This window comes from Niallia sp. FSL R7-0271, from assembly GCF_038005785.1.
In the GTDB taxonomy this organism is placed as follows: Bacteria; Bacillota; Bacilli; order Bacillales; family Cytobacillaceae; genus Niallia.
The window spans coordinates 3,347,499-3,361,560 of the sequence record NZ_JBBOTZ010000001.1; the positions used below are offsets into that span (position 1 = coordinate 3,347,499).

The 14,062-nt window shown below is 37.3% G+C and carries 11 protein-coding genes; 1 reads left to right on the plus strand and 10 read right to left on the minus strand.

Translation table 11 applies throughout. The annotated features are described in order from the left end of the window. Positions 1-60: 60 nt before the first annotated feature. The 4 genes from prfB to hpf all read right to left on the minus strand — a co-directional run bounded on the left by prfB (position 61) and on the right by hpf (position 5,376). Positions 61-1,171 (minus strand): peptide chain release factor 2 gene (gene prfB, locus MKX82_RS17080; protein WP_341078693.1). Its coding sequence is split into 2 segments (ribosomal slippage): positions 61-1,098 and positions 1,100-1,171, totalling 1,110 coding nucleotides; the frame shifts between segments, so codons are not numbered across the junction. A gap of 229 nt (positions 1,172-1,400) precedes the next feature. Continuing rightward, positions 1,401-3,917 carry a preprotein translocase subunit SecA gene (gene secA, locus MKX82_RS17085; protein WP_341078696.1) on the minus strand — a complete coding sequence of 839 codons (2,517 nt, stop codon included), beginning with the start codon at positions 3,915-3,917 and terminating at the stop codon, positions 1,401-1,403. 328 nt (positions 3,918-4,245) lie between these two features. Then, complete coding sequence (locus MKX82_RS17090) at positions 4,246-4,578, minus strand: bh protein (protein ID WP_233318440.1); 333 nt, start codon at positions 4,576-4,578, stop codon at positions 4,246-4,248. Positions 4,579-4,824: 246 nt separating this feature from the next. Then, on the minus strand, positions 4,825-5,376 hold the full coding sequence (gene hpf / locus MKX82_RS17095) for a ribosome hibernation-promoting factor, HPF/YfiA family (protein ID WP_233318439.1): 552 nt from the start codon (positions 5,374-5,376) through the stop codon (positions 4,825-4,827). A 798-nt stretch (positions 5,377-6,174) separates the two neighbouring features. On the opposite strand from hpf, the gene MKX82_RS17100 reads away from it, so the two are divergent. Beyond that, complete coding sequence (locus MKX82_RS17100) at positions 6,175-7,341, plus strand: glucose-1-phosphate adenylyltransferase (protein WP_233318437.1); 1,167 nt, start codon at positions 6,175-6,177, stop codon at positions 7,339-7,341. A 47-nt stretch (positions 7,342-7,388) separates the two neighbouring features. Here the strand turns inward: MKX82_RS17100 and MKX82_RS17105 are convergent, their stop codons facing one another. From MKX82_RS17105 to MKX82_RS17130, 6 genes are all read right to left on the minus strand, one after another. Further along, positions 7,389-7,724, minus strand: coding sequence for a flagellar protein FliT (locus MKX82_RS17105; protein WP_233318435.1), 336 nt, complete (start codon positions 7,722-7,724; stop codon positions 7,389-7,391). Next, on the minus strand, positions 7,724-8,125 hold the full coding sequence (gene fliS, locus MKX82_RS17110) for a flagellar export chaperone FliS (protein WP_233318433.1): 402 nt from the start codon (positions 8,123-8,125) through the stop codon (positions 7,724-7,726). Before fliS ends, MKX82_RS17105 begins: the two co-directional genes overlap by 1 nt. A 15-nt stretch (positions 8,126-8,140) precedes the next feature. Beyond that, complete coding sequence (locus tag MKX82_RS17115; protein ID WP_341078701.1) at positions 8,141-9,646, minus strand: flagellar hook-associated protein 2; 1,506 nt, start codon at positions 9,644-9,646, stop codon at positions 8,141-8,143. 247 nt (positions 9,647-9,893) lie between these two features. Next, a complete protein-coding gene (flaG, locus tag MKX82_RS17120; RefSeq protein WP_341078703.1) occupies positions 9,894-10,262 on the minus strand; it encodes a flagellar protein FlaG in 369 nt (122 codons plus the stop codon). 117 nt (positions 10,263-10,379) lie between these two features. Then, positions 10,380-11,435 carry a glycosyltransferase family 2 protein gene (locus MKX82_RS17125; protein ID WP_341078705.1) on the minus strand — a complete coding sequence of 352 codons (1,056 nt, stop codon included), beginning with the start codon at positions 11,433-11,435 and terminating at the stop codon, positions 10,380-10,382. Beyond that, the gene (locus MKX82_RS17130) at positions 11,435-14,059 is read right to left on the minus strand and encodes a CDP-glycerol glycerophosphotransferase family protein (RefSeq protein WP_341078708.1); all 2,625 of its coding nucleotides are present in this window, start codon (positions 14,057-14,059) and stop codon (positions 11,435-11,437) included. The genes MKX82_RS17125 and MKX82_RS17130 overlap by 1 nt, the downstream gene beginning before the upstream one ends. Between the last annotated feature and the right edge of the window lie 3 nt (positions 14,060-14,062).

A 14,062-nucleotide genomic window follows, 5' to 3' on the forward strand; every position in this document is an offset into this window, starting at 1 on the left:
ACCTATTGCGAGTATTCTTAAACACAAAAAACGCCATCACTTGTTGTGATGGCGTAAATGTTATTCTGCAATGCTTAGCTTTGAACGCAAGTATGCATTTATGAAGAGGTCGATGTCTCCGTCCATAACGGATTGTGTGTTACCTACTTCTGTGTTTGTACGGTGATCTTTGACAAGAGAGTATGGATGGAATACGTAGGAACGAATTTGGCTGCCCCAACCGATATCCTTTTGCTCGCCGCGAATTTCTGCAAGCTTCTCTTCCTGTTCTTCGATCTTTTTCTGGTATAGCTTTGCTTTTAGCATTTTCATAGCAGTCTCCCTGTTTTTAATCTGAGAGCGCTCTGTTTGACAAGACACGACTACTCCTGTCGGGATATGTGTAATACGAACAGCGGAGTCTGTTGTATTAATATGCTGTCCACCAGCACCACTTGCTCGGTACGTATCAACCTTCAAATCCTCTGTACGGATTTCAATTTCAATCTCATCATTGAATTCTGGCATAACTTCACAAGATACGAAGCTCGTATGGCGGCGTCCAGATGAGTCAAATGGCGAGATGCGGACAAGTCTGTGTACACCTTTTTCTGCTTTTAAATAACCGAAAGCATTATGACCTTTAATCGCTAACGTTACACTTTTAATCCCAGCTTCATCACCTGGCAGATAATCCAAAGTTTCCACTTTGAAGCCTCTTTTCTCTGCCCAGCGTGTGTACATGCGCAAAAGCATACTGCCCCAGTCTTGTGATTCTGTTCCGCCTGCACCTGGGTGCAGCTCTAAAATAGCATTGTTTTTATCATAAGGCTCACTTAACAGCAAATTCAGCTCAAACTGGCTTAAGCTACTCACTAAATCAACCAGTTCTTCTTCCAATTCACTGCGCAATTCAGCGTCATCTTCTTCTTTAACCAATTCATAAGTAAGTTCCAGGTTTTCAAATGTTTCTGTCAGCTGATAAAATTCATTAACCTGGTCTTTTAAACCATTGCTTTCAGAGATAACTGTCTGTGCCGCCTGCTGGTCATTCCAGAAGTCAGGATGCAGCATTTCATCTTCCAAATGAGCAATTCGTGCCTCTTTGTTATCTAAGTCAAAGAGACCCCCTAAAGTTTTCTAGTGTTACATTTATCTTCTCTAATTCGTTGCGAATATCTGCTAATTCCATTTATCTGTCACCCTTTTTAAAAATTATAGTTCAAAACAGCATACACTTGCTGCTTCCTTCTAGTATTATATGGCTTTTCAAGAAAAATTGCATGCTTTCCTTTCCGAAAGGTGTTTTGCTTAAACTTGACTCTGTATTCAAGCATTTCCAATCTTCATGAAGATATACAATTCCTTTGACTAAGAAAGACCTGCCTCAAAGCAACAGGAGAGGCAGGTCCTTTCATTTATTATAAATTAGCTCCGTGGCAATTTTTATACTTTTTGCCGCTGCCGCAGAAACAAGGAGCGTTTCGGCCAACATCAAGCTTTTTCATAACCGGCTTTTTCTTTGGCTTCTTTTCGCCCTCTTCTTTCGGATTAACTGCTTGTCCCTTCATTACTTCTTCCCTTTGAAGGTTTTCACGGATTTCCGCTTTCATGATGTACTTAGCAACATCCTCTTCAATGGATAAGACCATTTGTTCAAACATCGCAAATCCTTCTGATTGGTACTCGCGAAGCGGATCGATTTGTCCATATGCACGAAGATGGATACCTTGACGCAGCTGATCCATTTGGTCGATATGGTCAATCCATTTGCTGTCAACAGCACGGAGCACGATAACTTTTTCGAATTCTCGCATTTGTTCTGCTGTAAGCTTCTCTTCTTTCTCATCATAGTGGCGCAATACCTTTTCCATGATTGTTTCAACGATTTCATCGCCATCTTTGCCGCGAATATCATTTAGCTCCAATTCACCTTCTTGAAGCAGATTTCCGTTGGCATAATCAAGGACTGCCTGCAGATCCCAGTTTTCCTGATCTTCACTGTCCGGTGTATGTGCCGCCACATGGCGTTCTAAGGATGATTTAATCATCGCTTCTACAATGGTACGAAGATTTTCACTTGTCAGCACTTCATTACGCTGTGCATAGATAATTTCCCTTTGCTGGCGTAATACATCATCATATTGAAGAAGCTGTTTCCGTGAGTCGAAGTTGTTTCCTTCCACTCGTTTTTGAGCTGATTCAACAGCCCTTGAAACCATTTTACTTTGGATAGGCTGGGAATCATCCATGCCTAGTTTTGACATCATTGCCTTCATTCCGTCAGATCCGAAACGTCGCATCAATTCATCTTCCATAGAAAGGTAGAATTGAGTAACACCAGGATCCCCTTGACGTCCGGAACGTCCACGCAGCTGGTTGTCAATCCGTCGGCTTTCATGGCGTTCTGTACCGATTACAGCCAAACCGCCGACATCCTTGATTCCTTCTCCTAATTTAATATCCGTACCGCGTCCTGCCATGTTAGTTGCGATTGTAACAGCGCCCTTTTCACCGGCAGTAGCGATGATTTCCGCTTCTCTTTCATGGTTCTTCGCATTCAAGACGTTATGAGGAATGCCTTTTTTAGAAAGATACTTCGAGATGATTTCAGATGTCTCAATCGCAACTGTACCAACTAGAACAGGCTGTCCATTTTTATGTCTTTCTGCAATATCCTCCACAACAGCTCTGAACTTGCCGTCCATTGTTGCATATATCAAATCAGCGCGGTCATCACGGATGATATCTCTGTTTGTAGGGATGACAACAACACTCATATTATAAATATTGCGGAATTCCTCTTCCTCAGTTTTTGCAGTACCAGTCATCCCGGCAAGCTTTTCATACATGCGGAAGTAGTTTTGGAATGTGATTGTCGCAAGTGTCATGCTTTCATTCTGGATTTCAAGATTTTCCTTAGCTTCAATTGCCTGGTGAAGTCCGTCACTGTATCGGCGGCCCTTCATAAGACGGCCTGTGAATTGGTCAACGATGACAATTTCGCCGTCCTGCACAACATAATCAACATCCTTATGCATGCTCGCATGTGCTTTAAGGGCTTGTGTGATATGGTGGTTAATTGCTACATTGCTGACATCAAACAGGTTTTCAATTTGGAAAACTCGCTCTGCCTTGCTCATCCCTTCTTCTGTAAGCTGAACACCCTTCGTTTTTTCATCGTAAGTATAGTCTTTCTCTACCTTTAGACTGCTCACAAAAACATTTGCCCGCACATACAGCTGTGTCGACTTCTGAGCAGATCCGGAGATAATCAACGGTGTTCTCGCTTCATCTATCAGAATGGAGTCAACTTCATCGATAACAGCATAGTATAAAGGTTTTTGAACCTTTTGCTCATTGTAAAGGACCATGTTATCGCGAAGATAATCAAAGCCGAATTCATTATTTGTTCCATACGTAATATCAGCATTATATGCTGCCTGCTTTTCATCTCTTGATAAACCGTTTAAGTTCAAGCCGACAGTTAAGCCAAGAAACTCATACAGCTGTCCCATCTCAGCAGCATCACGTGACGCCAAGTATTCATTGACTGTTACAACATGAACGCCTTTGCCGGAAAGTGCATTCAAGTAAACAGGCATTGTCGCAGTTAAAGTTTTACCTTCCCCTGTCTTCATCTCAGAGATGTTTCCGTCATGAAGGGAAGCTCCCCCCATTAACTGTACAGGATACGGGTATAATCCAAGCACACGTTTTGCAGCTTCCCTCACAACTGCAAAAGCCTCAACAAGCATATCATCGAGCGTTTCACCTTTTTGGTAGCGCGCTTTAAACTCTTCTGTTTTTGCTTTTAGCTGCTCATCGCTTAATGCTGCCGTTTCACTCGCCAAAAGCTCTACCTTTTCTGCAATCTTTGTAAGTTTCTTTATATCGCGCTTATTCTGATCAAAAACCTTATTTAAAATACCAAGCATTAAAAAACGCTCCTTTATTATTGTAATGAGAGATTCTATTTAAAAACTATCATTTGGTTATTATATCAATAGCATAAAAGCTAGTTTATTTAAGCAACTATAGCATATTCATTGTTCATTAAAATCTCATGAAAATGAAGTGACTGTTTTGTAAACACCCTATAAAAAGGATACCATTAAATATATGTAGCTGCACTAGTATTTTCCTATATATATTACCATTTCCGCAATAGAGTGACAACTTTCGTCTGAAGGAAAGATGGAATAGACTAGAAGGGGTTATAAATATGACTTTGTCCTAAAAGCAAAATTCATTATATTAAAAAAATCAACATTTTTTATAGTACTTCATAACCTTTCTCGATTCATTTAAGTAGCGCATGAACCGGTATGGCTTGCTGATCACCCTTATTGGGAGTCTAGCGATAAATCGGCTCAAATCCTGTTTATATTCTTCAGTAATTCTACTCGGCTTTGTTGCGATATGCTCAAACAGTTCCTTGTAGAATTCCCTCATGATATTAACCTTCATGCCTGCTTCATATAAACAGGAATGACATTTGACACTCGTTATTTCTTCATTTATATAAACAACATCATGAAGACTTTCATTATTGCAGTGTGTACAAAACAAGTTTGCTTCCATTACAGACCTTTTCATTGCCGCTCACACCCCTTGAAAATGAAATTGACACCTAGTAAGAAGATATTCTGGACCCACACTTATTATCTAATATTTATCTATAATACTTTCGCTCATTATATCAAACACTCCTCTTGATTGCAGGAGTATTCAAGTAATTGCCATAATATTATCGCAAAATACTGCGATTTTAAAAAAGCTTTGTATTTAAACAGAAAAAACCTGCAGTTATATCCTGCAGGTTTCCTTCTTGCTGCTATACGTTTATTTTGCTTCAATAAGCCCATACTTGCCGTCTTTTCTTTTATAAACGATATTTGTTGAGTTAGTTTCCGCATCAGTGTAAACAAAGAAGCTGTGCCCCAGAAGATCCATTTGTAAAATGGCTTCCTCACTGTCCATCGGTTTTAAATTAAAACGCTTCTGGCGGACAATTTCCATCTCGTCCTCTTCTTCCTGAAGTGCTGCTGCACTAGGCTCATCTGCACCGAATAAAGTGTTCAGATTGCCTTTTTCACGCTGCTTGCGGTTCACTTTCGTTTTATGTTTTCTGATTTGACGTTCCAATTTATCAACAATCAAATCAATTGCTGCATACATGTCCAAGTGATCTTCTTCTGCTCTAAGCACCAGCTGGGACATCGGTATTGTTACTTCCACCTTTGCAGTCTTATCATTGTAGGTTTTTAAATTCACATTGACATTTGCATCTGGCGTCTCGGAAAAATATCTTTCCAATTTAGAGATTTTCTTTTCTACATATTCTCTTATTGCTGGAGTTACCTCAATGTTTTCTCCTCTAATGTTGAAATTCATAAGTTACTCCTCCTTTTGTATTCCAGTGCAAGTCTTATTGTTCCCCTCGCAGCTTTAAAACTATGCGAGTAATGAACTTTTTGACTATACATTATATTTCTCGTTTACCCTTCCACATTCCTGCAAAAACTTTTAGAAAATTCGACAAATTTGTGAACAAATAAAAAACTGGCTGTTTTTTAAAAAAGTTTACGGCAAATTTTTCATCTGCTTTTTTAGACAAATTTTTCAAGAGAATCTTTATCAATATAGCAACTGCCATTTTTCTAAATATCCCTTTTTTTATTCACACTTTTTCATTTCAAGCAGACGCAAGCATGGCGGACATGTTCTTCTCCATAAATAAACATAGTCTTTACTAGCTTTTCGTATCCTGCTTTTGGACTAAATTCTATTTTAGAACAATCTTTTACAATTTTTTTGATATAACTTGGTTTTAAAAAAAAATAGCTGGGGTAATTAAAAACTACATGAAACAAGCCAATAACTTCTCAAAAAAAAGAACTGTACCTCTTCAAAATATAAATAAATATTCGAATTTTGTCGGTAGTTGACAGAAAACATCTAATTATTTTAATTGTTAAAGTAATTAAAATCTAATAGAATTACGTCTATATGAATGGCCAAGGAGGAAAACAACATTGAACAACTCGAAAGTATTAACTGAACTTCCAGAGGAACAGCATAACAGCATTGAAGCTGAAGAAGAGCATGAGTACTACTACAAATTATGGGAAGATGACCGCTTATAATACTTCATCTAAACATCAATCTGAAAACGAATACAGGAGGGTTATCATGAAAAAACAATGTATCGCCATGCTTTTAGCCGGTGGAAGAGGAACGAGATTAAAGAAACTGACAGATCATCTAGCGAAACCAGCAGTACCGTTCGGTGGAAAATACCGAATCATCGACTTCACTTTAAGCAATTGCCGGAATTCTGGCATTGATACAGTTGGCGTGCTGACACAATACCAGCCTCATGTATTGCAAAATTATATTGGAGATGGAAAAGAATGGGATCTTAACAGAAGAGACGGCGGTCTTTCCATCCTGCCTCCGTACCAATGCGATACGGAAGAACGCTGGTATGAAGGAACTGCACATGCCATTTATCAGAACACTCCCTTCATTGAACAGTATGACCCAGAGCATGTTTTGATTATTTCTGGCGACCATATCTATAAAATGGATTATGATCTAATGCTGAAACAGCATATCGAGACAAATGCTGATGCAACGATTTCTGTTACAGAAGTACCGTGGGAAGAAGCAAGCCGTTTCGGTATTATGAATACAGAATCTTCAGGCAATCGCATCAGTGAATTCGAAGAAAAGCCAGAAGATCCAAAGTCAAACCTAGCTTCTATGGGTGTATACATCTTCAAATGGAAAACCCTCAAAGCTTACTTGGAAAAAGAAGAAAACAATCAAGACAGCTGCAAGGATTTTGGAAAAGACATTATCCCCGCAATGCTGCATGACAATTTAAAACTCCACGCATACCAATTCAAAGGCTACTGGAAAGATGTCGGCACAATCGACAGCTACTGGGAAGCCAATATGGATCTGCTTGAAAAAGAATCCAATATCTTCTTAAAAGATAAGGAATGGAATGTCTACACTGTAGAACAATCCCATCCGCCAGTATATCTTGATGACTCTTCAGCTGTGAAGCATTCATTAATCAGCGAAGCATGTGAAATCTACGGAACAGTAGAAAACTCTGTCATCTTCCATGGAGTAACGATTGGGAAAGGCGCTGTCATTAAAGACTCTGTACTTCTGCCAGGAGCAGTTGTTGGGGAAAATGCAGTTGTTGAACGCGCAGTCGTTTCATCCAATGTAGAAATCGATGCCTATTCTGTCATTAAATCGAGCAAGCCTTACGATCCCATCGCCTTGATCGGTGAAAATGTCGTTAATGATAAGAAGCATCATGAGCTTTCGAGAGTGATCTAAATAAAATAAAAACCATTCACTTTAAAAAGTGAATGGTTTTTGTGATGTTATTTTCTTTTATCATAATAAATGCCATCTGTTTGCAGAGACTGATACGGATTGACATACTTCTGATTAGAAGCTTTTTTATGCTTTAATTCTTTAATATCTTGCTGAATGTTTTTCTTTTCCGCTTCAAGGAGCCCTAACAGCTCCTTATCCTGCTGAAGAAGGGCTTGACCCAGCTTCTTCTCCACTTCTGTTTCAGGTGTTTTTAAAAGCGTAAGCGTCGCCTGCCTTTTATTAAGAAGGTTATTGATTTTATCAGTATCCTTTTCTGGTTCACCCTTTAAGTGGTCAATCAGCTCTGCAGTAACTGCATAGCATTGCTTGATTGCTTCCATTAAACTTGCCCGCCAGAAGCATATTGTTTTTGACGGTTAATCTGGATAGCCTCTTTCCATGTATCTCGGAATTCTGTCAACAGAAATTCTACATCCTCCAGAATTTTGATGTCACTCACAATATTAGCTTTAATCAGCTGACGGTTCATGAAATCATATAAAGACATAAAGTTTTTAGAAATTGGAATTTCCATATTCAATGTCACCATCAGTTCTTGGATAATGTTCTGCGCCTTTTGAATATTTAAGTTTCTCGTCGCAATATCATTATTTTGGATGGCATTTTTGGCTAAACCGATGAATTTCAGGCAGCCATTATAAAGCATAAGCGTTAACTCGCCTGGTGAAGCTGTATTAACTGAATTCTGTTTGTATGATTGATACGGATTAGTAGTTGCCATTTATATTACTCCTTTTTATTGGCTGAACATGCTTGTCAAATAACCAGACTGGCTGTTCGCTTTATTGATAGCTGTCTCCATTGCCGTAAATCTTGCCCAGTATCTATTTTCAATTGTCGTTAATCTATCTTCAAAATCTGAAATTCTTGAACTGTATTGATTCAACAGTTTTCCTAATGTAAATGTGTTATTAACACTTGAAGAAGAACCAGCCTTCGTCTTGATATCGTCCATTGCTACTTTCAAGTTGGCTCTGACCTTCTGTGCAAACCCTTGATCAGCTGTACCAGTAGCACTGCTGTTTTGGAATAGCTTATAAACACTATTAGGATCGGCCGTAATTGCTTCCTTTAGCTTGTCTTCATCGATTACAAGCTTACCGCCTTCTAAATAGTTGTTAGTCGTTGTGATGCCAATATCAGAAAGTCTTGAGAAAGCACCGCCTGTGTTTACGATAGAACCAAGACTAGAACGCATTCTATTCAACACATTAGAAAGAATCTGATCATTCTTTAATGTCCCGCTCTTCGCCTTCTCTTCCCACTTCTTAATCTCATCCTCTGTCATCTCTTCCTTTTGAGCATCAGTCAAAGGAGTATAATCTCTGTACTTCGTCTCACCGATTTTATCGCTGATTTTTTCGATTATTTCGTTGTATTTGTCAACGAAGCCTTTAACGGAGTCGTAAATAGAATCAACATCAGCTGTTGATGAGAATGTTATCGGCTTGCCGGCTTCTGTTACTTGTTTGAGTGTTAGTTCTACACCGTTGATTCGGAAGGTGTTGGATGATCTTTCTGTTGTGATTCCGTTGTATGTGAATTTAGCGTTTGAACCTGCTGTTCCATTTGTCCCAGTATTGTCAGATGCTACATTCAATTTTGTTAGTAGAGAGCCAGCGGTTCCATCCTGATCTCCACTTAGTATGATTTCACGGCCATCTGCCACTGCTCCTGTATTTTTCGCAGTAAATGAGATTTGTTTAGAAGTAGGATCAAAAAATGCTGTTACACCTGACTGCTGATTGATTTTAGCAACTAAGCTGTCCATCGTGTCTGTATCTGTAATTTCAATATCCTTGCTTGACATAACCCCGTTAGCATCAATCGCAGAAATAGTCAGTTTTGTGTCAGTAATCCCAGCACTGCGCAATGTTGCAGTTGAATCAGTAATAGCTGTAGCACCGTTACTTCTTATTGAAGCAGCCGTAGCCAACTTCTCTATTTCAATTGATCCCGAAAAATCAGTCGTAGATGTTACGTTCTTAACAGACAATGCATCTGAATTAGATGAATTGATTGTTTTCTTAATAAATGTTGATTGCTTTTGCAATCCATCAGATAACAATGTATCCAATGACAGCAACAAGGTGTTCATTTCGCGATAGTCGTCTCGCTGCCACTCTGTATATGTTTTCTTTTGATTTAATTTGTCTAAAGGTACTCTTTCCGCAGTCATTAGCTGTTCTACTAAGGAGTCTATATCCATGCCGCTTGCGAGTCCGCCTATTCTTAAAACCAAATTCCTCACCTCGTACTTTTTTTATATTTAAACTAATAAAGCTAATGCTTTTTTTAAATATAATCATTGATTACTATTATTATCGGCGAGTCTTTTTCAGCCTTTAACATTTTATTGAGATATCTTACTTTTTACCTATATTGAATCTGCTAGGAGAAAGAATTAGTTAAGAGGATATGCCTATGCTTTTTTAGGGATGACAGCAGCCTTGCCTATTAAAACAAAGAGCTGCTGTCATTAGTATGAATCAAATTTTCTCGTCTACCATTAAGCCCAAATACTCTTTCATCGCAGCATATATATCGAGCATTTTTTCTGAGGGTATTTCTCTGATTACCTCTTTTGTGTCATCATTAATGACTTGTACATAGTACTCTTCCAACTTATCGTGAAGCTGGAATTTAAGAGATGTGTGTGCAGGCTGAATAAATTCATTCATGCTGTTAATCAAGCTTTCCAGATCTTTTCTCTCTTTTTCCTTGCTTGCAGGATCAACAGGCTTATCCCCCTCTATGAGCGGATTAGCAGCTGGTTCGCTCACCTTTGTCACACTATTCTCATTACTCTTGGGTTGCTGAGCTGTATAGACGCTATTTGAAGTATACTTTTCTATCATTGGCATTTCCCCCTAAAAAATATATACTACTTCTGTTATATCGGCTGCTTTTTTCCGCTTTTAATACAATGAAAAAGGCAGTTCGGATTTATTGCCGAACAGCCTTACCTGAATTAATTAAATTGCTGCAAGTCTTATCTTGGCAGGTTCATAGCCAAGTCTTGCAGACTCCATATAATATCTTTTCGCCTTCACGATGCTGCCGATTGCCTCATGATAAACACCTAAGTTATACAGTGCCAAAAAGCTGCCTGTTCCGCTTAAATATTCTGTATGCTTCTTCTTGCTGATATTCAGACATGCTGTAAAGCTGGCCTCTATTTTTGGAAGTAAGTGAATAGCTTCATTTAAATTGTTTAAACAATAATCCAAATAGAAAAGTCCCTTATAAAAGTGAAAATCAGTGACATTGTTTAAGCTTTGTTCATTTTCACGAATGACAATGATTGTTTCTTTGTTGACAAGCTCTTTCCCTGTCTGTAACAGCTCTAATATAAGCTGGTTATAGAAAGCATCATGCTGTTTCACTAGTTCATATGCCTTCTGCAGATGGTCCCAAGATTTATTAAAAGACTTGCTTAACCGGTACTCTTTTCCAAGTTGATAATGGAAATAAGCATCTTTTGGATGTTTCTCAAGTTCCTGAAGCAGGATAGGAATATTTCTTGCACTTTTATCCTTATCGAAATAACCGCTGTGAGAAACAGTCAGCTTCATATCCACTCTTGGGAGGGTTGAATCCAGCTGCTCGTGGATTGCTCCCTTATAGCGGACAGAATTCGGAAAAAATCTGGATATATAGGAGCTTGCTTCGAACTCCTCTCCATCTTTCTTGAACTTGCTGACAATTTTAATTTTGCCGATTTGATTTTGCTTCATGACTTTTTCCAGTTCATTTCTTTTGCCGAATGTTATATACTCGTCTGCGTCCAATACTAGTATATAATCGCCTGTACATTGGTCGATCGCATAATTACGGGCTTTTGAGAAATCATTTTCCCACTCAAATTGAGTAAGCTTCACACGAGACTGCTTTTTTAGAATCTCTAGCGTGCTGTCTGTTGAGCCAGTATCAACAACTACTATTTCGTCAATAATCTTTTGAGCATTTGCTATACATTTTTTTATTGTTTCTTCTTCGTTTTTTACAATTATCGCTAAAGAAATTTTCATTATAATTCCATTCTTTGTGCTAGTACATTTTCTCCACTGCTAATCTTCTGAATAAACTCCCATACTCTTTTAGATGAATCATTCGTTGTATATTGATGCACTAAATCACGTATTTCTTCTCTATTGGATTTGTATAGTTCTGGATTCGAAAGATTTTGCAGCATATTCACTTGTAAATCCTGCTGATTATAAATTTTGGGACCAGGAGTCCAGCGTTCATAATCAGATAAAATGAACCCTCTATTATCACTATATTCTTCCTTATCTACAGGTAAAAACATTAAAGGTTTATTTAACAATAAGTAATCAAAAAATACGGAAGAATAATCTGTCAATAATATATCAGTAGCTCCTAATAGCTCATATAGGTCCAGATTATTTTCAAAAAGGATAGAATCTGTAATAATATGAAGATGTTCAAAATTGCCAATCAGTTGATCCTGATACATTCTCTCTTCTATCGGATGTAACTTAATAAAGAGTTCAATATTATTTTGTTTTAAAAAAATGTTAAGCTCTTCATAACTAAAATTCTTCAGTCCAAATAAATTCTCTCTAACTAGACTAGTTTCCTGTCTGTCATTAAACATAACTTTTCTGTAAGTAGGCATAAAAAATGCAATACTTTTTCCTGAGGTATCTAATGAAAATATCCTTTCTAAGATATCCTTGTTGTTACTAACTGAATTAAGCAACAAGTCATTTCTAGGCATTCCTGTAATTTGTACAATATCAGGATCCATGTGTAGGCACTCATACATTAATTGGTTATATAAAGTTGAGTAGGAAACCATATAATCTATTTGCTTCCACCTGTCTGAGACAAAATTAAGATTACTTTCATTTTTATCAGCATATCCCATGACTTTAAATGGAAATCCATGCCAAAGCTCCACGATAATTTGGTTAGTGCTTGTATAATTTTTATCTACTGTAACATTTGCCTCCGTGAGCACTAATACATCAGCATTTTTAACTTTATTTATATAATCTTCACTCGTACTTTGATTTATCAGTTCTATATCATAGTCTTCCTTAAATTTCGCTGGAACGTTCTTATACAATGCCAGTGTATTCGAGCCAAAATTGTTAGTTTTTACTAATAATATTTTTTTCTTAGTATTTTCAATAGTATTTTTAACCACTGATGTTGACTGCTCTAACAGCTCAAGTCCGTCAATTTTCCAAACACCCTCATCGTTTACTAACTTAGCATGGTATTTTAATTTTTCATGTACTGGCTCATTTTGGCTTATTCCTTTATTAATTAGCAGGAACTTAACCCTTGCTTTAGAAAAATGATAATTTATATATTCCACTTTTGGATAACATACAAATGCCTTAATGTTTTCATCTTCAACATTTAATTCATTTTTGTCTATATTTAATACATTTAGAAAACTCGAGGTGAAGAGTTTTTCTAATAAAGTATGATCTACACAGTTACGTGTTGTACCTAGATATTCTATCCCCTGTATAGTTTTTGTTAATATGTTCTTAATACTTGTAGAAAATTGATAATAATTGTCCTTGGCTAAATAATTATTATTAACATTGTTACTAACTTCATTATTTTTATAGATGTCCACAACAATCTGAATATTATTTATAACCTCTTCAGTATCAAATCTCTTTACAGAATTAACGCATGTTTCTGGAGTAGGCAAAATCTTTTTCCCACTTATAATATCATTTAGAATACTTCCTAATGCCTTATAATCACCAATTGGGTATAACCAACCGTTTTTTCCATCTTCTACAATATCTAAAGGACCACTACAGCTGGTTGAAACTACCGGAATTCCTCTAGATAGCGCCTCAACAAGAACTAAACCAAATCCTTCGTAATCCGAAGACAGTACCAACAAAGATGCTTCATCAATTGTCTCCCATGGATTTTCTTGCCAACCTAGCCATTCAATATTAGAATTAATACCCAACTCAGTTGATAGCTCTTTAATTTGGGCTTCATCAGGACCTTCACCTATTAGCCTTAAGCGCCAATCGCCATCAAGAAACTGTAACCCACGTAATAAAATATCCAATCTTTTATCATGTTGATGTATTCTACCTATGAAAATCAGTTCTAATTTATCTTTACTTCTATATATTAGATTATTATTTATTTTTACAGGATTACCTATATAGAATAATGGGTGCCCAGGAAAAACATTTTTTTCAATACTTTTTTCAATTTGAGATGATATTGCAAAATGCGCATCACTATATTTAAGCAAGTCAGCATTTCCAAAGTATTCTGGAGGGGCGTGCAACCAAGATATTACTGGGCAAGTTTTCCCCGGTACATCAGCAAGAGCACTTCTACAAATATAACTTAAGCTTGGTGCATGTGTTGCCAATACAAGGTCAGGCTTTCCTATATCCATCAGTAAGTTCTCATACCCAAATGCTAGAGATTGTATTGTTTCACTATTTAAATTGTTTTTCATACCATAATAGTGAAATTCTGGAAGCGATTCTTCCCATTGTAAATTTTGAGATGGGTAAGATTGTATCACTCTTACCCTATGTCCACGTTTTGCCAAACCTTGGCTAACCGAAGTAATTACATCTTCTAAACCACCCCGACCAGCAGCATACACTAGCACAATATCAATAATCATTTT

Coding starts and splice junctions, on each gene's coding strand:
- secA (WP_341078696.1), bottom strand. CDS start 3,917: ATGCTTGGTATTTTAAATAAGGTTTTTGATCAGAATAAGCGCGATATA.
- MKX82_RS17090 (WP_233318440.1), bottom strand. CDS start 4,578: ATGAAAAGGTCTGTAATGGAAGCAAACTTGTTTTGTACACACTGCAAT.
- hpf (WP_233318439.1), bottom strand. CDS start 5,376: ATGAATTTCAACATTAGAGGAGAAAACATTGAGGTAACTCCAGCAATA.
- MKX82_RS17100 (WP_233318437.1), top strand. CDS start 6,175: ATGAAAAAACAATGTATCGCCATGCTTTTAGCCGGTGGAAGAGGAACG.
- MKX82_RS17105 (WP_233318435.1), bottom strand. CDS start 7,724: ATGGAAGCAATCAAGCAATGCTATGCAGTTACTGCAGAGCTGATTGAC.
- fliS (WP_233318433.1), bottom strand. CDS start 8,125: ATGGCAACTACTAATCCGTATCAATCATACAAACAGAATTCAGTTAAT.
- flaG (WP_341078703.1), bottom strand. CDS start 10,262: ATGATAGAAAAGTATACTTCAAATAGCGTCTATACAGCTCAGCAACCC.
- MKX82_RS17125 (WP_341078705.1), bottom strand. CDS start 11,435: ATGAAAATTTCTTTAGCGATAATTGTAAAAAACGAAGAAGAAACAATA.
- MKX82_RS17130 (WP_341078708.1), bottom strand. CDS start 14,059: ATGATTATTGATATTGTGCTAGTGTATGCTGCTGGTCGGGGTGGTTTA.